Genomic DNA, 22,652 nt, shown 5'->3' with positions numbered 1-22,652 from the left:
CGGGCCTGTTACTCCTGGTGTTCCCGTTAAACCAGTCGCACCTGTTACTCCCGGTGATCCCTTTAAACCGGTTGGACCTGTTACTCCCGGTGATCCTGTTAAACCAGTTGGACCTGTCGCACCGGTCATTCCCGTTAAGCCCGTTGGACTATAAATTGGGGGAAGAACTGGAAACGTAGGTCCAATGTTTTCAGGTTCTATCATAGCTTTATTTATTGATAATTTATTTTCTCGCTTCACTTTAATACCTCGTTCCACATTTTTGTTTACTACTTAACAAAATAATACATCTATCATTTTAGAAGAATTTCATAACTACTTTTTTCATTCTCAAATGATTTTTACATATAGTAAACTTTTTACCGTTGCTATAACTAGTAGTATTAATATAATAAAATGATAGTTCCATTTCAAAATACTAAATCGGTTACGTTCTAATTTAAAAATGAGGTGATTTATATTCAAGATAAAAATGAAAAAAGAACTATTATCACTGGCTCTTGAAATTATTCTTCCATACAGACTGACAGGTCCTACTGGGCCCACAGGTAATACCGGTCCTACAGGCATTACTGGACCCACAGGTATTACTGGACCCACAGGCATTACTGGACCCATTATTACAACAAACTCTATGTTCGCTAATAATACATTAGGTGGTCCCATCTCAGTCATATTAGGTGGAACTAATATTCCACTTTCTAATAACCAAAGTCTCGGTAATTTTACAGTGAACGCTACAAATGATATATATACAATTCCTGTTACTGGAAGATATTATTTAACCTATCAAATTAATACAACAACTTCTCTACTTGCTGGTACAAGGCTACTATTAAACTCTTCGACTCCACTTCCCGGATCTATTTTTTCACCCGCAATATCAACTTCAAACTATAATAATAATTTAATAACCAATTTAATTGCTGGTAATACAATTTCCCTTCAAATATTCGGCGTATTATCCATAGTTAATTTAGTTGGAGGTGGTTCAACAGGTGCCTCTTTAACAATTATACGAATCGATTAATAAATGATTCATTCTTTTTTATAATAAACATTCTTAGCTGCTAAAGTAGTAACTATTACGTCATTCCTAAAGCTAATAATATTTCAATAATTTCACGACAGTGATTAAGCAATAAAAACAATTTGTACTATACTCATAGTAATAACCATCTATACTAAATTTTCCGTATATACATTATCAATTTACACTTCTTCCTGCCAATGTTACATTGAATAAGAAGACAGTTTCCCAAAATGCGAACCATCTCAAAACGTATTTGAGAAACATACTCCAATCCTATACGCGAGAGCAATACTATGTCGACACTCAAACGAGTGTCTTTTTTTATGAATTTTAAAAAATAAAACCATCTCTTATAGATGGTTTATCAACACACATTTCTTTATATTCTTGATGCAAGTGTAAGTTTATGCAGCTGGATAATAAATGGTCATACTTAACCGAGTTAGCGTACTTCCAGAATTATGATAAGAGTGCGGTCTATCCGCCTTAAAGCGAATTGCATCTCCGCTATTTAATGTATATTGACAATCATTTATTTCAATTATCAATTTCCCTTCAAACACCGTTATAAATTCTTCGGTCCCCTCTTTATGGCCTTCCGAACTTAATTTTCCTTCTGTTTCAATTTCAACCGTATAGATTTCAAAGTTCCTATCATCTTGAAAAGGAAAAGAAGGATACACTTTATATCTCCCATTGTCTTCTGATAATACTTGAACATCATTTCGTAAAACAACTTTCGTATCTGGTTGCGGATTATTGATTAAAGAAGTAAAAGACACTTTCAAACCATTAGCAATTTTCCATATCGTTGTTAATGTTGGACTTGACTCCCCTCGTTCAATTTGTCCAATCATCGTTTTACTCACACCTGTTAATTGCGAGACCTTTTCCAAACTCATTTTTTCTTTCTCTCGTATTGTTTTTAAATTTTTCGCCAAAATAAGTTGAATTTCTTCCATAAGAAACACCCCTACACTATATACAATATAACGACCGTTATGTATAATAAAGAGCACACGTTATATTGTTCTTTTCGGTCATTATAACACACACTAAATAATTAGGGGGTTTTGAAATGCCTATATTTTCTTTTTTGTTATTTGTTTTTATAAGTAGCTTCACACCCGGTCCTAACAATTTTTTAGCTATGACATACGCTAATCAACATGGTTTAAAAAGGAGTATGCAATTTTGTTTTGGAGTAGCTTTCGGGTTTTTCATCCTCACTTCCTTATGTAGCTTCTTTAATATTGTACTAATTAATATCCTACCCATAATCGAATTCCCTTTAAAAATTTTAGGTGTAGCATATATGCTATATTTAGCTTTTAAAATACTCACTAGTAAAACTAGTACAGATTCCGATGAAAAACATAATAAAAACTTATTTACAGTGGGGATTTTTCTTCAGTTTGTTAACCCTAAAGGGATACTATTCGGCCTGACTGTAGTGTCAACTTTTATTCTCCCTTACTATAATTCATATTCAAGTTTTCTACTCTTCTCATTATTTCTAGGTGTAGTCGGGTTAATGAGTACATTTAGTTGGAGCTTATTTGGTTCCATGTTCCAAAAACTTTTATTAAAATATACTAAATCTTTTAACATCATTATGGCCGTTTTATTAGTTTTTAGTGCTTTTTCAATTGTAATCAATTAAATTCAAACTCTAAATTTTATTTCTGTTTAAAAGTATGATTTACAAATATAGCTGATATACCAAATGAACCTCCCGCTTACATGCATTACTTATTTAGTTTTAAGGCGGTAATCTTCTATATCTACTCTTATTCATACGAGATAAAATAAAAAGAGGATTACTCATTATAAGTAATCCTCTTTTTTGACTATTGATTTTTAAATATTCTGTTCCACTAAACTAAAATCTTTACTTAACTTCATACCACCAGCCTTTACGATCAAGGTAATCCGTCATTCCTTTAAGTTGCGCATCTGACGTTGGTTCAGAGATAAAATATGTTAGACCATCCGATTGTAAGATGAAGTTAGCTGTCATTTTTAGTGACGTTAATGCTCCCATTACATCGGGGGTTTCATGCGGTGAAAAAGCTCCTGATTGAATGATATTTTTTTTCGATGGCGGAGTTGTCCCACCAGATTGCCCCGTTAACGCATAAACAATTGAATTTGCAATCTTATCTGGATTCCATTTTGACATATCTGCTTCATTATCGATAAATCCAAGTTCAATTAAGATTGCAGGTGCTTTCGTATTCGCTAATACATAAAGGTCTTTTCGCTCCTTCGCGCCACGATTTGACCAGCCAATATCTTTTGAAAGTTGCGCTGCTATCTTTGCTGATAAAGCTTGTTGGTCATAATACAATACTTCAACACCATTAGCATTCGTATCATATGAGTTTAAATGAAATGAAACTACTAAGTCTACATCATGTGAGTTTGTTTTAGATACAATGTTATTTAAATTTTGCGCTTGTGTTGTCCCTACTTCATCAGTATCATCATAAACTGTATGCCCTAATGCTCTTAATTTAGCAACAACTGCATCCTTAACTTGGCGATCCATAATATGTTCTTTCCGATTCCCATAATTTGCACCCTGTACAATACTATTGTGACCTCCATGTAAACTATATCTAGCCATTGTTCAACATCCCCTTTTTTATTAATATATTCAAAGCTCGTCTTATTGTCCGGTCAAATATCCAGTAAAGCTCCAGCAAACAATAATAAGGGCACTAATCTATTTTTAAATTTTTAATTCTAGATTATCTATTTTCTAAAACAAAGGACTCATAAATAAAAACTATTTATTTAAAAATCTTTTTATTATAATATATAAAAATACGTTATAATATAAGCTACTGTTCTTTAGGAGGGGTTTAATGGCTGATAAATATAAATTTTTGATTCTCTTTGTTACAGCATTTGTTTCTTTCTTTTCCTTAATAAAAGATTTCCGTAACATTTCAAAAAGTTTCTTTTGGGGGAGCTTTGCAATCCTAACAAGCTTTATATTATTATTAACTCACGCTTTAGAATTAACTCCAATACTTCTCTATTCAGCTCAGATGGCTCTTGAGATTATTACAATACCACGTAAATTATTTCTTCCACCTGTCACTGAAGTTGCTAGTTTTTGCTAACAATTCATGTATCTTAAAAAATCCAACTCTATATTTTTAATTATCTTTACAAATATAAAAATGCGGTTGCTCCTTCCTGGAGAAACCGCACCTTATTAAAGTTTTTATTAAATTTTAAACTGACTCGTATACAAATCAAAGTAAAACCCTCTATCTTCCATAAGAGATTCATGATTCCCTCTTTCCAAAATACTTCCATCTTTTATAACAAGGATTTGATCTGCTTTCTCAATCGTTTTCAGTCGATGAGCGATTACAAAACTTGTTCGACCTTTCATTAAATTATTTAGTCCTTCTTGAATTTGCAATTCTGTTCTCGTATCAATATTTGATGTTGCTTCGTCGAGAATTAATATATCTGCATCTGCTAAAATCGCCCGCGCAATCGCAAGAAGTTGTTTTTGTCCTTGACTTAAATTCGATCCTTCTGAAGCAATTTTTGTTTCATATTGATTCGGTAAATGTTTAATAAAAGAATGTGCAGATGCTGCCTTAGCTGCATTGATTACTTCATCATCACTAGCATCTAATCGACCATAACGAATATTATCCATAATCGTCCCAGCAAATAAGTACGTATCTTGTAAAACTACTCCTATTTTACTCCGCAACGAATTAATATCATAATCTTTTATATCTTTTCCATCGATATGAATTTGCCCTTGCTGTATATCGTAAAAGCGAGTTAGCAAATTAATGATTGTTGTTTTGCCCGATCCAGTTGGACCAACTAAAGCAATTGTCTCCCCTGGCTGTGCCTTAAGACTCACTTCTTTTAAAATCGTTTTATTTTCCTCATAACAAAATGAAACATTCTCGAGTGCAACATGCCCTTGTAAATTTTGTACAATGCATGCATCTTTTTTATTTTGAATTTCTGGTACTTCATCCATAATTTCAAAGACACGTTCTCCACCAGCAACTGCCGCTTGAATTGTATTCATTAAAGTGGCGAATTGACTTAGTGGTCTTGAGAATTGACGAGAATAATTAATAAAAGCCGCAATGACACCTACTGTTGTCATTCCATTTAAAACCATAACTGAACCAGCCCCAATTACAAGCCCCATACCTAAGTTATTTATAAAGTTCATACTTGGAAAAATAAAAGCTGAAAATGTATCCGCCTTCGTAGCTGAAACTCTTAATTGTTCATTAATTTTATTGAAAGTTTGTACGGTTTCTTTTTCTTTCCCATATAACGTTGTAACATCCGCTCCTATTATAGCTTCCTCAATAAAACCATTTAATTCTCCTAAATCTCGTTGACGCTTTACAAAGTTTTTACCACTATAAGTAACTAGTTTTTTTGTAACGAAAAACATAATAGGTACTGTAATTAAAGTAACAATCGCTAAAATCCAATCTAATGCGAACATCGCAATCGTTACACCTATAAAGGTTAATGCTGATGAAATAATTTGTACAACACTTTGCGTCAACGCTTGATTCAAATTATCTATATCATTTGTAACACGGCTCATTAAATCCCCTTGAGAACGTACATCAAAGAACCGTAAAGAAAGCGTTTGGATTTTCTCAAAAATATCTTGTCGTATTTTTTGTATCGTTTTTAATGCAACGTTAACCATGACAAATGTTTGTAGCCAAGTTAACAATACTGTTACACCGTAAATCGCAATAAGTAACAAACACATTCTCGCCGTACCGTTTAAATCTTTCGGTACAATATATTGATCTATAATTACTCCCATTAAATAAGGACCTAATAACCCAAGTAACGTCGTAACAAATACTAAAAATATAACGAACGTAAGAGCAGCCTTTTGATACCCCATATAGTTCCATACTCGTAATACAGTTCCTTTTGTGTTTCTAGCTTCACCCATTTTAGGCGCGTTACGCCCACCTTTATTAGCAAATTGCCCTTGAAAATTACGCATGTTCTTTCCCACCTTCTTTATGTAAATTGCCACCTTGGGAAAGATAAATTTCTTGATATACCTCACATTGTTCTAACAATTCTTCATGTGTACCATCACCAACTAATTCACCGTTATCTAAAACGAGAATTTTATCAGCGTCTATTATAGATGAGATTTTAGAGGCGATTAATAATGTTGTTGTTCCTTTATATTCTGTTCTTAATGCCGATTGAATGTTAGATTCTGATTTCGCATCAACTGCTGATGTAGAATCATCTAATATAAGAATGGATGGCTTTCTCACAAGTGCCCTTGCAATTGATACACGTTGTTTTTGTCCACCTGATAAATTCGTCGCCCCTTGTGTTAAATGATATTGATATGAATCTTCCAACTTGTTAATAAACTCAGTCGCACAAGCTGATGAAGCCGCTACTTCCAGTTCGTCATTCGTTGCATCTTCTTTACCATAACGTAAGTTCCCTTCTATGCTACCTGAAAACAATAATGCCTTTTGAGGTACAAACCCGATTGAAGCACGAAGTTTTTGTAAATCGTATGCTCTAACATTTATTCCATCAATGCATACTTCCCCTTGATCAACATCGTATAAACGCGGTAACAGTTTTGCTAAAGTAGATTTACCACTTCCTGTAGAACCGATAATTCCTACTTTTTCACCTTTACATATGTTAAATGAAATATCTTTTAAAACATATTCATTATTTTTCGTGTAACTATAACTAACATTTTTAAAGTCAATTTGTCCCTCGATTTGCTTAGGTGCAACCGCATTTGTTTCCGTCGTAATATCAACCTCAGTATTTAAAACTTGCTGTACACGATCCGCAGATGGAAATGCTCGCGCGATTTGCATAAATACCATACTTATAGACATAAGTGACATTAAAATAATATTCAAATAGTTTATAAACGCTAAAATAGCTCCTACTTGAAGCGTTCCATCAAATACTTTTTCTCCACCAATCCATAATGTTGCGACAATCCCGCCGCTTACAACTAACATAATGATTGGCATCATTATGGAAATAAGCTGCACCGCTCGAATATTTATCTTCGTTAAATTTGTATTAACATTTCCAAACTGAGTAATTTCATATTTTTGTCTTACATACGCTTTAATAACACGTACTCCAGATAAATTTTCTTGTAGCTTTGTATTCACTTTATCTAATGCTTCTTGCACTTTTTTGAACGTTCCGCTCGCTTTACTTGCAATGAATATAATCGCAAGTAATAAAATTGGAACAACCACAAGTAATATAGGAAATAACTCGCGTGCTGTTACAAAAACAATTATTATACTTCCGATAAATAACAAAGGACCACGAACAAGTACACGTAATGTCATCGTCATCGCTGATTGAATAGAAGTAATATCATTTGTCACAATCGTTAATAATTTCCCAGTTCCAAATGAATCACGATTTTCACTAGAAAATGTTTCTACTTTCGCAAATACATCTTTTCGTATGTCTGTAGCGAAATTAACAGCTGCTTTTGTAGAATACATCATACACCCAAGTCCTCCAACTAAACCGAGTGCTGCAGCTCCTATCATAAGAAGCCCCATTTTTATTACATAATTCAAATCACGATTTGCTATCCCTACATCAATAATATGTTGCATAATAGTCGGTTGAATTAAGTCCATCGCAACCTCAAGTACCATAAATAGTGGTCCAATAATCGCGAAGAACATGTATGGTTTTAAATAATGTAATAATTTGCGAAATGATTTCATACTTAATCTCCTTTTTCCTATGAAATTACCATTTAATAATTCATACCCTCCTTACTTAAGCCATATAATTTTTGATTTTTCCAGTACTTCTATTATATTATGCAAATTAATATTTAACATTATTAAATGATAAGCATTAATGACTTTCCGGTCAATAAATGTGCTTTATATTACGCAAATAGAAAAACCGTATTCTTAAGTAGAAAGAATACGGTTTTTCATCTATATCTCTTCAATTGTAAAATCTAAAAACTCAGTCTCAAATCCATTGTTTTTAGAAGGACTACACGTGTAAAAACCTATTTTAACAGGCGCATTCCCTATATCCTCCATCAAATGAGCAATTCTTATTTGTTCCCATTGACAGCTATTTTTTACATATATTATATAATCGCCACGTTTACGAACAATTCGAAAATGAAGTTGTTGGGTAGCTAATTCTGTTGGAAAGTCTTGTGTTGACCAATCAGAATATCCATTATTCGTTACGACAGCTCCTAAATGAGAAGGGCCATCTGGAATATACTCTAATGAAGTTTTCAACCAACACTTTTCCGAAATCATAACAAAAAGACCTACTTGATCGTATTTTGAATTTGGATCCATACACAATTGAACTTCAGCTTGAAAGTCTGTCATCATTTCATTATAAAATACATGACCATTCATTACTTCAAAACCATAATGTGTTTTAAGCCAGAAATCTGTTTCTGCTTTCGAACGGACAATAAACGACCGGTTGTCATTAATTTTATAATATTCAGGGACATTCATTATAGTGAGCTGCTCAACATGTTTAGGTATATACGATATATTCATAGTTCCTCCATAATAAAGCCTTTATACAAACATTTAAAACTCCGCTAATACAGGGAATTTATAACCTTTAAAATCTAACTGTTTATTACTTCGAACCATTAAATACTTATCAGACTGTAATTCTGTAAATTGTACATCCTCAATCCCTAATTGATCTGGTGAGAAGTAAAATTCGATTTCTGTAAATCTTTCAGCCATTTCTCCGCATATTTCATCTAAAACTGGAATTACTGGTGCAAATACTCCATATAATTTCAACTTTTCATTATCTACTTCATACACAATTAGAGCATCTAGTTTCTCTGAATAATACAATTTCTCATTCCATCCCGAATCATACATATTCAAATAAAACGAAGGACGGAAGTTTAATGTTGAAAAATTATTTGAAAGTCTTTGGCTACTATCAATAGTTTCATGTATTAACTTTCTATCCTCTTCCATATAATAATCTAATTTTCTAAGTAAGGAGTCATTATTATTCTTTTTATCATATAGAATAGTCATCAAATACTCCTGCACAACTTTAAACCCAAATGATGCATATAGTTCAGGTTTTTCCGTAAATAATAATGTACATTCACATTTCTTATCAATTTCTTCTATCATTTTACTTATTAATTGTGTCATGAGTCCTTGTCTACGAAAATCAGGGTGAGTCATTACCGTTTGAATGCCGGCTGCATTTATTCTTTCACCATTTACTAGCAATGGTAGCGAAAATACCGCAACATTTGCAATCGCTTTATCGTCATGTAAAAATGATAAAGCTTTGTATGTATCATCCCAATAACCTCTCTCTGAAAAATCATTCAATGTTTGAATTGTAATTCCAAACACTTCTTCAAATAAAGGAAGTAACTGCTCTCTTTTTGGTTCTTCTAAAAGAAATTTTTCAAAAATTTCAACATTCCCCATGTTGTCCCTCCATACGTTAATTCCATCAAATTAGATTTAGTTATATAACCTGCTCTTAATGTAATAGGTCTTACCAATCAATATACTATCATAAAATATAAAAAAAGAGTCTAATTAATTTTATGTTTTGACTATTCGAAAATAAGTCGAATAAAACAATATTAAGATTTTTGAATATTAATAAGTTTATTATATAAAAATAGTGCTTTCTACTTCGTTTTTACTCATAGAAATGCACCATTTATAAAAAAATATTTTTTATTATTTTTTTCCTTCTAGCCTCTCCCTCGTATTAATTTCTTCTCCTCTCATTCGCTTTTCAAATGTATTTCTCCAACTTGTAGAAAGTGCATGTACTTCTAAGATCCTTTTTAACCCTTCCATATTTTGTTTTTCCTTATGCATAATACGATTAGCAAATGCTACTGTAACACCTTTTGGATCAGACTTTATTAACTTTAACGTATCAACAGGTGATACCCATCCTTCTTTTAATACACGAAAATAAAATCCTGTATATCCTGTTTCTTGAAAATAAAGTGGTAACTTTGGAATATTGTATTTCTTAGCTAATTTAAAACAAGGTTGTCTTGGCTGTGTTACTTGTACAATTGCTTCTCCAATTTGAAATGTATCACCAATACAAACATCCTCTTCACACAGACAATTAATTGTTATATTTTCTCCGAATGCTCCATATACAAGGGCTTGATTCAACTCTTTTTCCCAGTATCTATAATGTTCTCCAGAATACACACAAACTGCTTTATCTACTCCACCATGATGAACTAAGTCCGCTTGCCCATCTCCATTAAATTTTAAAAAGGATAAAAACACCGGTTCCCTTACTTGCTTCTTATTTATACCTGTATGAATTACCTTTCCGCCGTATGTAACCTCTTTTGGTAACCCTATATTTAAAGATAGTACCTCATATACTTTATTCATCTTAAACGCTCCTCTTACTTACCCCGCAATTTTTCAATAGATTAATTTATACTTTCAAACTCTCTGTCTATTTTTCATTTAAAATGACAAAAGGTCAGCAAATGTAATAACCACTCAAATATCCTTGCTCCGATACTTATCTATCCTTACTTCAAAAACTTTTCAATCCCTCTCTAATAAAGTGATTATAAGCTCAACAAAATCATTGTTCAATCCAATTATTTATATAATAATGATAGGTATAACCTATCATTAAACTTGAGGTGATTCCAATCGAATTAAGACAACTTGAATATTTTTTAGCTGTTTCAAAAGAATTGCATTTCACAAAAGCAGCTGAGAAACTAAATATTTCACAACCTTCTCTAAGTCAGCAAATACGTGCATTAGAACATGAAATAGGACTGCCGCTTTTCGATCGCATTGGTAAAAAAATATCTTTAACTGACGCAGGAAGGATTTTATTATTACATAGTAAAACCATTTTTCATGAAGTTGAACAAGCTCGTTCCGCTATTCAAGACTTAAACGGATTACAGCAAGGTTCCTTAACAATAGGCTCTTTGTTAACCGTCGTAAATTATTTACTACCACCAGCTATATTAAATTTTAATCATTCATATCCCAATATAGAGCTTTCTGTATTAGGGCTTCGTACAGGAGATATTCGTGAAAAATTATTACAAAACGAACTAGATATTGGCATTACATTTCTCCCGGTGCAAGATAAGGAGATTATTTCTATCCCTCTATACAAAAGTGAACTTACATTAGTCGTTCCAACTGGTCATCGAATAGCTGAACGTAAGCGTGTATCTATTGCTGAATTACAGAACTACCCTTTAATTCTTTTACCTAAAAATTTCTTTTTAACCGAATTAATTACATCTCATTGTCAAAAATTTAACTTTAAACCAAAACCAATTTTAGAAATTAGTACGATGGAATCTTTAATCCAAATGGTTTCAAAAGGAATGGGAATTACAGTGTTACCAAAACCGTATATAGACTTTTTACAAAATAAAAACATTCGAGCTATTAAAATAGAAAATCCTACTCCTACAATAGAAATTGGCCTTATTTATAGAAAAGATAAATATATGTGTGCTGCAACTCGAGAGTTTATTGAGCAACTAAAAAGAACAGTACGTTCTTTACAAAGCTAAACGAACAAAAGAGATTATCCTATAAAACCGTTTCACAACGCTCTAGTAGAATAATCTCTTTTCAAAACAAAATACAACATAACTTTTAAACTCAAATAAATTTCAATGTACCTTTTTAGATATTGGAATATATTTCGTAAAATATGCCCCGACTAGTAATAAAACAATTGAAATTAACCAAATAAAAATACCGCCAAAGTTAAACCAATATGCAAGCAAATTTAAGATTGCTAGTGTAAAGAAACAAATTGAAGTTAACGCACTCTTCAATCCTTTTACCCCTGCTTTTTTTCTTTTTTCATAAGTAATATACATTGAAACGGCAACAAATAAGATAAGAACAATCGGTACATTACTTTTAGCAATGGCAATCCCTCCCGTACATACACCTTACTATTACCATTTTATCTCATTTATTCTTCTTGAATCAATTAATAGCGTTCTTCTCTCCAAAAGTCAGTATACGTTTTATTATTAAATTTCACATTTACCTGAGAAAATGAAAGACTTCCTCCAACTTTCAATGAGTACCAGTCGTTGAATAGTGGAGATCCGAAGCAAATATTCATTGTACGATTATGCAAATCAAATAAGACAGAATGTAAAGTTCCAAACCATTCTTCATAATTATGTACTGTCAGCCCAGTAGGATACTCTCTTTCTACTAATTCTTTTAAAGAATCCATGCTCACTTGTTCATTTCGATTTAAATGTTCATACAATGTGTAATATCTGTTTGTAGATTGTTCTAATCTTCTATTATTCAATTTTTGAACAGATAAACTAATTGCATGATTTGTTGATACGATAAAATCTTGGTTTTCCTCATCAATTGTGGTTATTGATTTAAAACCGTCAAATATTTCAATACGTGCTGCGTCTAAAGGATCTGCTACAATTAGATTAATATTACTTGCAATTGGCATTTCATCAACTATTGATATCGCCTCCTGCACATTTTTACATTTCTCCAATAATACTCGAATTACCGCAAAGCATTGTAAACCACTTAACACTGGCTTTCGTAAGCCTTCAATATTCCCTACTGGTTGACCACATGCTGAAAATGTAACAGATAACCCATGCTCGTTAACTCCTTCTGTTCGACCGAAATAAAAAGTAGAAAAGCCACTATGCACATATGCACCTTCAACATGTGTTGAGCAAAAACGCATATCATCTATTTTTGGTGACAAATCATAATTTCTTAATACATATGTGTGCTTTGAATCTGTCTTTTTAGGTAATACGACACAATGACTACATCCTGCTTTTAATAGTGTTTGATAATAATACATCAGATTTCTAGCAGGAATTTTCAACACTTCACAAAACCCTTCAATTTCTTCATTAATTCCTGGACAATATTGATTTAATATATTTCTAGATTCTGTCCAATAATTATCTGATACTAAATGTTCTTGCTGTATAAATTGTGGAATGAGATACGGATGATTTTTCACAAACTCTCCTTGTTGCTTTCCAATATCATAATGACTTCCTTTTAATGATGAAAAGTACCCCTTTACTTGGTACATCTAAATCCCCCCTTACATCTAATTTATCCATATCATACCAAATGAATTTTATTCATTCTTGATGTTTTTTACTATCCTCCCTTAACGCCCTCTCGTTTTAAAATCGCTTCTAATAATTATTTGATAGAATACTAGCCCCTTGTTAATATTAACGTAATAGCTTCGCTTTAAAATAAAATAGTTTGATATTAAATGAGCAAAATTCCATATTGAATCCACTTATAAGTAATCAACTAATTTTTGTGATAAAAAAACTGATTTAACAGTACAAAAGGAGGACATATTTATGAACATTTGCAAACCAATAGATGAATTAACGATTGAGGATTTGAAACAAAACCCAATATGAGAATGGGCACTAGATGAAGAAGAAAATGAAGAATCTGATGAAACATGGGTAAAACCTGCATTAACCGCTAATTTTACAGAAGAGCTAAACGGTTCAATAGTATTAGGCGAATTACTCTTACATAATGGTGAAAAATCCCCTATGATGTGTGAAATTGATCTAGAAAATGAAGTGGTATTAATTAGGTCTGTAGTTTACTATAACGAAAGTGAAGATAAGTATATTGCTATTGAAGATGTAGTAAAAAAACTTGAACTACCTTTAACGATTCATATAAATCTTAATATTAATGAGGAACATAAAACGTTAATATTTTCCGCGAATAAAGTAGATATTTACAAAAACACTATAAAAACTAATTTATATTAAATCTCACAAAAGTAAGAACTAGGAATCTATAGTTTCCTAGTTCTTATAGTACTTGTGTAATTCTATACTAAATAATCCCTTCCTCCACCAACGTTTCTGCAATTTGAACCGAGTTCCAAGCGGCCCCTTTTAATAAATTATCGGAAACAATCCAAAGATGGAATCCTTTTGGTGTATCAGGGTCTTTTCTAATTCTCCCGACAAATGTATCTATTTTCCCTTCTGCATATAATGGCATTGGGTACAGCTGTTCACTAGGATTATCTTGCAGTACAACACCTGGTGCATCCAGCAACACTTCTCTTATTTCTGTAACAGTTGCTTCTTTTTCAAGTTCTATATAAACCGATTCTGAGTGCCCGGATACGACCGGAACACGCACACAAGTAGCTGCCATTTTCAAGTTTTGGTCCTCCAAAATTTTCTTCGTTTCTTGAATCATTTTTACTTCTTCAAATGTAAAATCATTATCTGTAAATATATCTACTTGAGGCAATACATTAAACGCAATCGGATAGTGTTTTTTATCTTTTTTCGCTGGCAGTATAGTACTCTTAACCTCTTCACCTTCAAGCATTGACTTTGCCTGTTCTTTTAATTCATGAATCGCATGAATTCCTGAACCTGACACAGCTTGGTATGTGGAAACAATAATTCGTTCCAATCCGAATACTTTTCGAATTGGTTGAAGTGCCGTCACCATCTGTAATGCTGAACAATTCGGAACTGCTATGATACCGTTATGCTCCTTTAAAGTGTGCGCATTTACTTCTGGAACAACGAGTGGTACATCGTGCGCCATTCGGTATTCACTTGTGTTATCAATTACGATGGCACCACTAGTGACTGCGTGATTAACAAATTGTCTAGACACTTCTCCTCCAGCGCTAAAAAAGGCAATATCTACACCTTCAAAGCTAGTTGCTTTTGCCTCTTGTATCATTATCTCTCGTCCTTTAAATTGCACTAACTTGCCAGCGGATCGTTTTGACGAAAGCAATGTAACTTCAACTATATTAAATTTAGTTTCTTTTTCTAACAGTTCAATAATTTTCTGTCCTACTGCACCTGTAGCACCAACTACAGCTACATGATAGCCCTTTTTGATCATCATTTCTCCTCCAATATAACTTAAATGAATATTTCTATAATTTCATTTTATAAAGAATTTAATCATTTGGAAAATTGAAATACGTGATATAATCATTCACAAATCATGATAATAAAAGAGGGATAGCTTATGGAAATGAGACATGTTAAAACATTTTGTGCCATCGTTAAGTATGGTAGTTTTTCTAAAGCTGCTCATGCGTTAGGTTATGCGCAATCTACTGTAACAGCGCATATGAAAGCATTAGAAAACGATTTACGTCTCCCTCTATTCGATCGATTAGGGAAAAAAGTACTTCTTACAAAAGCAGGTCATCAATTTCATCCTTATGCTCTAGAATTACTAGCTATTTATGAAAAAGCGCAAGAAATCCCTCAAAATAGTGATGATTTAGAGGGAACTTTAACGATTACATCTAACGAATCATTAGCAGTGTACCGATTACCACAATTATTACGTATATACAAACAGGAGAATCCGAAAGTAAATATCATACTGGAAACAACTACAAACGAACAAGCAATGAATAAGCTACGTGAAGGAGAAACAGATGTTATTTTCATAATTGGAGAAAGTATGGAACATAATGATTTTATTACGCGTACTTTTTGTAATGAAGCATTTGGATGGATTTTACCTCCCCATTACTCTACACACTCTAATCCATTTTGTTTACTAAATGATACTCAATTTATCTTTACAGAACAAAGCTGCGGCTATAGACCGATGGTAGATCGGTTTTTACGTCAAAGCGGAAATATTCCAGCTAAAACATTTGAAACTTCCAACGTTGAAGTAATTAAACAATCTGTGATGTGTGAGTTAGGAATTTCAATTCTTCCTTACATTGTTGTACAAGAAAGTTGTCAAAAAGAACAACTCTGTTTTCAGCCTATCGAAACTTCAACAGTTATTCAAAGCCATGTAATCTATCATAAATCTAGATGGATTTCACCCGTTTTACAATCGTTTCTTTCCTTACTAGAGCGAGACTAAAAGGTGCACAAAAAAAGAGTAACTGCCTAATAAGCACTTACTCTCTTCCAATATTATCTTATTTATTAGTCTGTCCCCCATCTGCAATTAATTTACTACCTGAATATGTACCTTTTTGCATAAACAATTGATTAATTAACTCTTTTTGTTCCGCTTCTGACATTACTCCTTTTCCTTCGCCTAAATTCCCGCTTTGTAATTTCCAAATCTTGTTGTGATCTGCGTCCATCTTTTCATATTTCCCTTGTTTCCATCTCTCTAAAATATCTGCATATGTATTTCCTTGTACTAGATCATTACTCTTTACAATATCAAGTAAACTTTCAATTCGTTCTTGTGTGATAAAAATATAGCCCCACTTTTGATCAGCTTTCGTTTTTTGATGTGCCATTTCATGTAATGCTGTCTGTATGTTCTCATCTGTCCATTTAAAATTTTTATTAAAACCGCTATTTGGTAATGAATGATTGCCATTTTCTAAAAGCTTTGCATCTTCAGCTTTTACATTACTATCAGCTAGTACTTCTGCTGCCGGAGCAGCTGGTGATGCCTTTTTCGCAGCTGGTTTACTATTATTTAGATAATACAGCATACCATATGTTACACCTACGCCGATTACCGCCATACCAGCTAAAATACCTATTATTTTAAAAAATGTTTTCATCTTGCTTGTTTCCTCCCACATATCCCATTCATACTATCTATTTATCAAAAACAGATGCAACATCTCTTTTTTTGTAGCTTGCTGCAATTTATTTTTTCATACTAATTAACATAAACAGAACTTTTATTTTCTAGAAATGTAGCAACTCCATCCTCATCGTTACTTTTAGCAATAAATTTAGCAACTGACTTTAATTCCTCAACAGCATTGTTCATTGCTACACCAATCCCACACTTCTCTATCATTTCCATATCATTGTAATCATCTCCAAAGGCAATTACTTCAGAGACTTCTCGATTTAAGTGTTGTAGAACATATTGAATACTATTCCATTTTGAAACTTCTGCATGCATAATTTGGCATAATGTTCCGTCATCTGTAATAACTGCCTTACACTCATCAGGCAATTCTTTAACGAATTCCTTGTTTATTGAGCCCTTAGTACAAATAATTGCTTTAGAAGCTTTTTCAAAGTCTAAATCTCTTACATCCATAATTTCACATGGTACATTACCAAAATAATCAGTAACATCAAAATTCGAATACAACTTATCATCTATTTCAAGACAAATCTGATGAAGATTATACTTCTTTGCTATTTCTATAATTTCTAAAATGTTATTTTTAGAAATCTTCATTTCATATAAAATATCATTACCTTTAAGAACTAAAGCCCCATTATAACAAATGATAATCTCACTCTTTAACACATTGGGAATATACTGTTTTATAGCTCTTGGAGGCCTTGCTGTAGCAAAAATCAATTCGTCTCCATTATTTTTACATTCCCTTAAAATATTTATAGATTTCTCTGAAATTGTCTTATCACTTCTTAATAAAGTCCCATCAAGATCTGAAATAATAATCTTTTTCATACTTGCATTTATTCTCCTTTCACAAATAATAACTCGAAACATTAATTATTCGTTGAATCAACTGAACTTTTGCGGGTAGTTAACCTTTACCTACTTTTTTCTCAGTTCCATTTCAAGTCTCATTTTCATTTATTACATAATCTCTATTTCCTGAAACACATATATATATTTCCTTATATTATATTTCTTTTCTTTATCAATTGAAAGATTATTCTGTCAAAATATCCATCTTTTTCAAATGCAGATCCATCTCTAAGCATTTCGTTTTAATTTTATAAAATTATATGCTAGTCTACATATTAAGGAGATGAATAAATATGAGTTTATTGTATAGCGGTTTAACTTTTTTAAACTTTGACGATACATATTTATTACAAAATAAACTTCATTCTTATTCACATGAAGATATTGATTTTAGTCATTTAGAGCACACAAACCTGTATTGCGAGATTCCTTCTTTAAAGCGTATAAAACGGGAGTTATATCGTAGAAAGCAAAGAGGAATCACCTTTATCGGTTCTGGAAATTATCATTATGTATCTTATTTGCTACTAAAAGAAATAGATGAACCATTTAGCCTTATTTTATTTGATCATCACACTGACATGAACTTAACAGAAGAAAATGAACATACTCTTATTTCTTGCGGGTCATGGGTATCGTTCGCACTTCAAAATAACCCAAAATTAAAGAAAGTAATTATTATCGGACCTTCTTCTTTAACCATTCATTCTAATGATTATTCATGCGTAGAAGTATTCCCGATAGATACAACTTATGAAGTATCTACACATACGATACTTTCGCATATTCATACAGATACTATATATGTAAGCATTGATAAAGATGTTTTAGATTCAAAAGTAACTATTACAAATTGGGATCAAGGACATATGAAACTTTCTACACTATTAAAATGTTTACATTCTCTTATTAGGAATAAAAATGTTTATGGTATCGATATTTGTGGTGAACTACCGGTTTATCCTTCTCAGCTCTTTCTAGCTAAATATGCAAATGCTATTAAGAAAAATGAAAAAGCAAACTTACAAATTTTAAAATCAATATATAATACATAAAAAAACAACGAGTACCTTATAAGGCACTCGTTGTTTTTATGCACGATGTTCTTTTAACCACTTCGTAATCGCATCTAACCTCGAAACATCAAAACGTCTCTCTTCACACACATTTAAACTATTTAAACTTTTCACAATTTCTAATTCATTCGATTTTACACTTTTCGCATCAATCATTTTGCAATATCCGTCTGTAACAGCATTTAAATTTTCATAATAACGTTGAAACGATTTTGATATATGTAAATGTTTTTCAAAGTTTCTTCTTCTTTTTGTCTCGTCAGATTCTTTCCGTTTTCTAAGTTCTTCATCATTCGTATATAAATAAAAATATTGATCGGGAAAACCAATTTCCCTATGTATCAGCTTTTCTTTATAAAAGTTTTCTATTAAAGATAACGGCTGATTAAATATATCAAAATGGAAACACCAATTATAACTAAGTGGTTGATAAATGTCGCCATCAAGTATTACTAATTCATATTGCTCTGATTTCTGCGCTGCTATTTTCCAGCGCTCTACTTGTTTTTCAAAATACCATGTTCTATGTTCGTTTTTTGGTCTTTCAAATAATACATTCACTTCAGGTATAATGTACGCACCATAATTTTTTTCTAACTCACGACACGTGCTACTCTTACCAACCGCACTTGCTCCCTCAAACGCTATAATCCCCATAGTTTCTCCCACTTTCATTAACTTAAATCTCTTTGCTTTGCATTTTTTCCCCATAACTGTCTCCATAAAACAATTGAAACAATAGAAAGCATGATTGTTGTAATGATACTCCCCTCAATACCGAACGAGCCCCCATGAAGGACTTCCGATCCTTTTGTTACAGGTTTAAAAAGTGGTGTAGAATACATTGCCATTCCACTTACTGCAAAACCATAAATATTAAACTGTGCCCAATTCCACAACGAATGCCACGCGCATATCCCCCAAAGACTACTGTCCTTTAAAGCGTAAAAAGCTGCAAATACACCAACTAATATTATATTCGATATTGAAAGAATTGTAATACCTGGATTTAGTAAATGAAGAAAACCAAATAAAAAAGAAGTTACAACAATCCCAATCCATATACGGCTTCTAACAGAAAGGACTGGAAATAACCAACCTCGAACAACAATTTCTTCTGTTGCACCTTGTATTAAAAAAGCAACTAAAGATCCCACAATTCCAATTATAGCGGTTGGCGTAATTTGTTGCATTTGTAGTTGTACATTTCCTGTAAATAAAAGTAGCATTACTGGTATTGAAATGAAAACAAAACCTATTAATGCACCTCTCAAATATTTTCTTATCCACTGTTTTCTCCAAAAACCAATGGATGAAATTGATCTTTTCTCTACAAATCTAACCCATAAAAAAACAAAAAATACAGCTCCGCCAAACGTCAATATCATCTCAATATCACTATAAATTGCCTTCATTAAAAGTGTTTCTGCTTTCGGTAAAAACAACATAAATAACATGAACAATTCACCTAAAGTTAAAAATACAATTGCAAGTATAACAGCGAATATTGGATGAACTTTTTTTCTTCCTTCTTTAGCTGCTTCAATTATTTTAAATTGAGTAAATTGCAATATTCTCGCCTCCATAACAAATATATTAATACTATATATCGTTTCCATAATACAAACTTTCAATAAAAATGTTCTCCGTTTAACATAAACCTAAATTTGGAATAATATATAAATAAAAGAGATGACTTTGTGCGTTTTACTATTATCACCAAGATTATTCACTGGTATTACCAGCACTTGCTATTTCCCACCATTTGTTGTAAGATAGTAATTAAGGTCAATTTAACACTATATTTCCTTTGCATATTATCAAGTATCAATCAGGATTATTTTGTACTCCTTATGGGTGTTTGATAATATGTGAACTTTTATTTTTCATTCAAATAAGGCCGATCATATTGTAATCTTTTTAAATTTTAGGAGGCATTACCATGACATTAACAGGTAAAGTAAAATGGTTTAACAGCGAAAAAGGTTTCGGTTTCATCGAAGTTGCAGACGGTAACGACGTATTCGTTCACTTCTCAGCTATCACTGGCGACGGCTTCAAGTCTCTTGACGAAGGTCAAGAAGTTAGCTTCGAAGTTGAAGACGGTAACCGTGGACCTCAAGCTAAAAACGTTGTAAAGCTATAATTCAAACAATAAAAAGGTTGTTACCAGCTCGGTTAACAACCTTTTTAATATATAACTAAAATTTTTTACATAAAAGGAGTGGTTATATGTATCGCAATCGAAAGAACGATGTAGCTGAAGTACCACCAGAACAAACCCCTGTCTGGGAATGTGAATCAGAGGATTGTTTAGGATGGATGAGAAAGAATTTTTCATTTGAAGAAGAGCCTAAATGCCCTTTATGTAAAAGTAGCATGAAAAGCGGAGAACGTTTATTACCTAAAATAGGTTAATTTTTACTTACCCCCCTCTTTTATAAGAGGGGGTTTTTATTATAAATTTATATCCTCTACATCCGTTCGAACTATAGAATACAATAGTGCATCATGTTGCTTATTTCCTTGATGAATATAGCCACGTAATAACCCTTCCTTATGAAAGCCTATTTTAGATAACATTTTACAAGAAGTAACATTTTCAGGGTATGTAATAGCTCCAATTCTAAATAAGCCTAAATCTCGAAATCCATAATGAATAATTTCTCGAGCCGCTTCTGACGCATAACCATTCCCCCAATAACGAGGATGTAAGTCATATCCAATTTCAGATCGTTTACTCCATAGTTGTAAATTATTTAATCCAATTGTACCCACTAAAGTATTTGTTTCTTTTAATACAATCCCCCATCGTATTGCCTTTTTCTCAAAGTAATTTTTTGAAAAAGATTCAATCATACGTGAAGCTTGTCCAAACTCCGTAAAAGAATTCATACCGTAATAACACGTTACTTCATCCAATGAAAAGATTTCATATATTTTTTGACAATAAGATTGTTCTATTTCAACTAAACGCAAACGTTCTGTTTCTAATATAGGAAACGCCACAGGATCACTCCTTTCTTTCTACTCATTCATTATAGCAGAAAAAGTATTTATAATTAGGAAAGTCCTCAATGTCCCATTTATCAAATATTTCTAGAGAAGCTTATCCTCTTAATTCAATACGAACTAAAAATAACCCTTCTTGCTTTTGCATGATTAGAAAAAATAAAGAGGTGATCAAAATACTATGATCACCTCTTTATGCTCTATTTATTTGCAACTAATGCCCAAGAGCTGTTGGTCTCCAGTTTACACTTAAAAAAACAGTTTCTCTAAGTAGTGTATCTTACTCATTAACAAAAGGATACAATCACATTCCGTGCTCACTTTTCCCTTCTAAAACACACCCCTGATCCATACATTTATGGTAAAATGTAGTTAACGTTATGTTTTTCTGTGGAGGTGTAAATGTTCTATGTATATATTCATCGGCTTATCCCTCTTACTCATATTACTCATATTTTTATTTGCAAAAAAGTTCACCCCAAATTCATTCATGATGACTAGTTTTAAAGGTAGTAGCTTTATGACATTTTCAATCGGCATGTTAATCGCTTCCACTCTTTCGCTTTCATATGGAATCTATCACGCAGCAACCTATCAACCTAAACATTTAGATATCACGTTACAAAATCAAAACTTTACTGTTTTCGGTAATGTCGGAGAGCTTGGATATTTCTCAGAAGTATTACTAAAGAAAGATACAGAAGTTGAACTACATTTTGCCTCTTGGGAAGTAATGCAATTAAATAATCCAGAAATAATAGTTAACTATCCTTCGGGTAAACAGGAAACATGGAAACCGAACATAACATCACTTCCAGCCAATAAATTAAAAGAGAAACATGGCATAAAAGAGCTTTATCAACTCTCATCATATTCATTTAAAGAATCTGGGAACATAGCATTAACGATTACTGAGAATAATACAACTAATAAAAAAATTTCAATTCAAGTGAAATAAATAAAACGTCCCTC

The 22,652-nt window shown here is 32.3% G+C and carries 25 protein-coding genes and 1 pseudogene; 10 read left to right on the top strand and 16 right to left on the bottom strand.

Annotation, left to right across the window (positions count from 1 at the left end; genetic code table 11):
• A partial coding sequence (locus DM800_RS24990) for a collagen-like triple helix repeat-containing protein (RefSeq protein ID WP_304488578.1) occupies window positions 1–240 on the bottom strand: 240 nt, incomplete at its 3' end.
• A gap of 232 nt (window positions 241–472) precedes the next feature.
• On the opposite strand from DM800_RS24990, the gene DM800_RS24985 reads away from it, so the two are divergent.
• Window positions 473–1,030, top strand: coding sequence for a BclA C-terminal domain-containing protein (locus tag DM800_RS24985; protein ID WP_206703069.1), 558 nt, complete (start codon window positions 473–475; stop codon window positions 1,028–1,030).
• Between the two features lie 407 nt (window positions 1,031–1,437).
• On the opposite strand, the gene DM800_RS24980 is transcribed toward DM800_RS24985, so the two are convergent.
• Window positions 1,438–2,052 carry a helix-turn-helix domain-containing protein gene (locus tag DM800_RS24980; protein WP_074651067.1) on the bottom strand — a complete coding sequence of 205 codons (615 nt, stop codon included), beginning with the start codon at window positions 2,050–2,052 and terminating at the stop codon, window positions 1,438–1,440.
• Window positions 2,053–2,111: 59 nt separating this feature from the next.
• Between DM800_RS24980 and DM800_RS24975 the strand changes: the two genes are divergently transcribed.
• Complete coding sequence (locus tag DM800_RS24975) at window positions 2,112–2,696, top strand: LysE family transporter (RefSeq protein ID WP_147787856.1); 585 nt, start codon at window positions 2,112–2,114, stop codon at window positions 2,694–2,696.
• 228 nt (window positions 2,697–2,924) lie between these two features.
• Here the strand turns inward: DM800_RS24975 and DM800_RS24970 are convergent, their stop codons facing one another.
• Window positions 2,925–3,662, bottom strand: a complete 738-nt coding sequence (locus tag DM800_RS24970) for an N-acetylmuramoyl-L-alanine amidase (protein WP_098095006.1) — start codon at window positions 3,660–3,662, stop codon at window positions 2,925–2,927.
• 241 nt (window positions 3,663–3,903) lie between these two features.
• Here DM800_RS24970 and DM800_RS24965 point away from each other — a divergent pair, with 241 nt between their 5' ends.
• A complete protein-coding gene (locus tag DM800_RS24965; RefSeq protein ID WP_061672984.1) occupies window positions 3,904–4,164 on the top strand; it encodes a hypothetical protein in 261 nt (86 codons plus the stop codon).
• Window positions 4,165–4,271: 107 nt separating this feature from the next.
• On the opposite strand, the gene DM800_RS24960 is transcribed toward DM800_RS24965, so the two are convergent.
• The 5 genes from DM800_RS24960 to DM800_RS24940 all read right to left on the bottom strand — a co-directional run bounded on the left by DM800_RS24960 (window position 4,272) and on the right by DM800_RS24940 (window position 10,500).
• The gene (locus DM800_RS24960) at window positions 4,272–6,068 is read right to left on the bottom strand and encodes an ABC transporter ATP-binding protein (protein ID WP_147787855.1); all 1,797 of its coding nucleotides are present in this window, start codon (window positions 6,066–6,068) and stop codon (window positions 4,272–4,274) included.
• On the bottom strand, window positions 6,061–7,815 hold the full coding sequence (locus DM800_RS24955) for an ABC transporter ATP-binding protein (protein WP_147787854.1): 1,755 nt from the start codon (window positions 7,813–7,815) through the stop codon (window positions 6,061–6,063). Before DM800_RS24955 ends, DM800_RS24960 begins: the two co-directional genes overlap by 8 nt.
• Before the next feature lie 222 nt (window positions 7,816–8,037).
• Window positions 8,038–8,634 (bottom strand): DUF1349 domain-containing protein, encoded by a 597-nt coding sequence (locus tag DM800_RS24950; RefSeq protein ID WP_147787853.1) that lies wholly within the window; start codon window positions 8,632–8,634, stop codon window positions 8,038–8,040.
• Between the two features lie 33 nt (window positions 8,635–8,667).
• Window positions 8,668–9,552 (bottom strand): GNAT family N-acetyltransferase, encoded by an 885-nt coding sequence (locus tag DM800_RS24945; protein WP_147787852.1) that lies wholly within the window; start codon window positions 9,550–9,552, stop codon window positions 8,668–8,670.
• Window positions 9,553–9,813: 261 nt separating this feature from the next.
• Entirely contained in the window at window positions 9,814–10,500 is a 687-nt protein-coding gene (locus DM800_RS24940) for an MOSC domain-containing protein (RefSeq protein ID WP_001045580.1), read from the bottom strand.
• 263 nt (window positions 10,501–10,763) lie between these two features.
• Between DM800_RS24940 and DM800_RS24935 the strand changes: the two genes are divergently transcribed.
• Complete coding sequence (locus tag DM800_RS24935) at window positions 10,764–11,666, top strand: LysR family transcriptional regulator (RefSeq protein WP_147787851.1); 903 nt, start codon at window positions 10,764–10,766, stop codon at window positions 11,664–11,666.
• Between the two features lie 102 nt (window positions 11,667–11,768).
• Here the strand turns inward: DM800_RS24935 and DM800_RS24930 are convergent, their stop codons facing one another.
• Together DM800_RS24930 and DM800_RS24925 are read right to left on the bottom strand one after the other, a co-directional pair.
• Window positions 11,769–11,981 (bottom strand): hypothetical protein, encoded by a 213-nt coding sequence (locus tag DM800_RS24930; protein WP_046955993.1) that lies wholly within the window; start codon window positions 11,979–11,981, stop codon window positions 11,769–11,771.
• Window positions 11,982–12,097: 116 nt separating this feature from the next.
• Window positions 12,098–13,204 (bottom strand): C45 family autoproteolytic acyltransferase/hydrolase, encoded by a 1,107-nt coding sequence (locus DM800_RS24925; protein WP_060488746.1) that lies wholly within the window; start codon window positions 13,202–13,204, stop codon window positions 12,098–12,100.
• 286 nt (window positions 13,205–13,490) lie between these two features.
• Here DM800_RS24925 and DM800_RS24920 point away from each other — a divergent pair.
• Window positions 13,491–13,922, top strand: a pseudogene (locus DM800_RS24920) (hypothetical protein).
• A 67-nt stretch (window positions 13,923–13,989) separates the two neighbouring features.
• On the opposite strand, the gene DM800_RS24915 reads toward DM800_RS24920, so the two are convergent.
• Window positions 13,990–15,033, bottom strand: coding sequence for an aspartate-semialdehyde dehydrogenase (locus DM800_RS24915; protein WP_098132885.1), 1,044 nt, complete (start codon window positions 15,031–15,033; stop codon window positions 13,990–13,992).
• A 129-nt stretch (window positions 15,034–15,162) separates the two neighbouring features.
• On the opposite strand from DM800_RS24915, the gene DM800_RS24910 reads away from it, so the two are divergent.
• Window positions 15,163–16,029 carry a LysR family transcriptional regulator gene (locus DM800_RS24910; RefSeq protein WP_147787849.1) on the top strand — a complete coding sequence of 289 codons (867 nt, stop codon included), beginning with the start codon at window positions 15,163–15,165 and terminating at the stop codon, window positions 16,027–16,029.
• Between the two features lie 58 nt (window positions 16,030–16,087).
• Here DM800_RS24910 and DM800_RS24905 read toward each other — a convergent pair whose 3' ends face one another.
• Window positions 16,088–16,714, bottom strand: coding sequence for a PRK06770 family protein (locus DM800_RS24905; protein ID WP_116300182.1), 627 nt, complete (start codon window positions 16,712–16,714; stop codon window positions 16,088–16,090).
• Window positions 16,715–16,794: 80 nt separating this feature from the next.
• Complete coding sequence (locus DM800_RS24900; RefSeq protein WP_098049387.1) at window positions 16,795–17,568, bottom strand: HAD family hydrolase; 774 nt, start codon at window positions 17,566–17,568, stop codon at window positions 16,795–16,797.
• Window positions 17,569–17,885: 317 nt separating this feature from the next.
• Between DM800_RS24900 and DM800_RS24895 the strand changes: the two genes are divergently transcribed.
• Window positions 17,886–18,647, top strand: a complete 762-nt coding sequence (locus DM800_RS24895; protein WP_147787848.1) for an arginase family protein — start codon at window positions 17,886–17,888, stop codon at window positions 18,645–18,647.
• A 36-nt stretch (window positions 18,648–18,683) separates the two neighbouring features.
• Here the strand turns inward: DM800_RS24895 and DM800_RS24890 are convergent, their stop codons facing one another.
• Together DM800_RS24890 and DM800_RS24885 are read right to left on the bottom strand one after the other, a co-directional pair.
• Window positions 18,684–19,325 (bottom strand): DEAD/DEAH box helicase family protein, encoded by a 642-nt coding sequence (locus DM800_RS24890; protein WP_088063426.1) that lies wholly within the window; start codon window positions 19,323–19,325, stop codon window positions 18,684–18,686.
• A gap of 17 nt (window positions 19,326–19,342) precedes the next feature.
• The gene (locus DM800_RS24885; RefSeq protein ID WP_147787847.1) at window positions 19,343–20,239 is read right to left on the bottom strand and encodes a CPBP family intramembrane glutamic endopeptidase; all 897 of its coding nucleotides are present in this window, start codon (window positions 20,237–20,239) and stop codon (window positions 19,343–19,345) included.
• Between the two features lie 371 nt (window positions 20,240–20,610).
• On the opposite strand from DM800_RS24885, the gene cspD reads away from it, so the two are divergent.
• Entirely contained in the window at window positions 20,611–20,814 is a 204-nt protein-coding gene (cspD, locus tag DM800_RS24880; protein WP_000176365.1) for a cold-shock protein CspD, read from the top strand.
• Between the two features lie 86 nt (window positions 20,815–20,900).
• Entirely contained in the window at window positions 20,901–21,086 is a 186-nt protein-coding gene (locus tag DM800_RS24875; RefSeq protein ID WP_000286202.1) for a cold-shock protein, read from the top strand.
• A gap of 39 nt (window positions 21,087–21,125) precedes the next feature.
• Here DM800_RS24875 and DM800_RS24870 read toward each other — a convergent pair whose 3' ends face one another.
• Window positions 21,126–21,677 (bottom strand): GNAT family N-acetyltransferase, encoded by a 552-nt coding sequence (locus DM800_RS24870; RefSeq protein WP_046954301.1) that lies wholly within the window; start codon window positions 21,675–21,677, stop codon window positions 21,126–21,128.
• A gap of 412 nt (window positions 21,678–22,089) precedes the next feature.
• On the opposite strand from DM800_RS24870, the gene DM800_RS24865 reads away from it, so the two are divergent.
• Window positions 22,090–22,638, top strand: a complete 549-nt coding sequence (locus tag DM800_RS24865; RefSeq protein WP_147787846.1) for a hypothetical protein — start codon at window positions 22,090–22,092, stop codon at window positions 22,636–22,638.
• Window positions 22,639–22,652 lie beyond the last annotated feature (14 nt).

Source organism: Bacillus sp. AY18-3 (assembly GCF_008042305.1).
In the GTDB taxonomy this organism is placed as follows: domain Bacteria; phylum Bacillota; class Bacilli; order Bacillales; family Bacillaceae_G; genus Bacillus_A; species Bacillus_A wiedmannii.
This window is presented reverse-complemented; position numbering and strand designations above follow the sequence as displayed.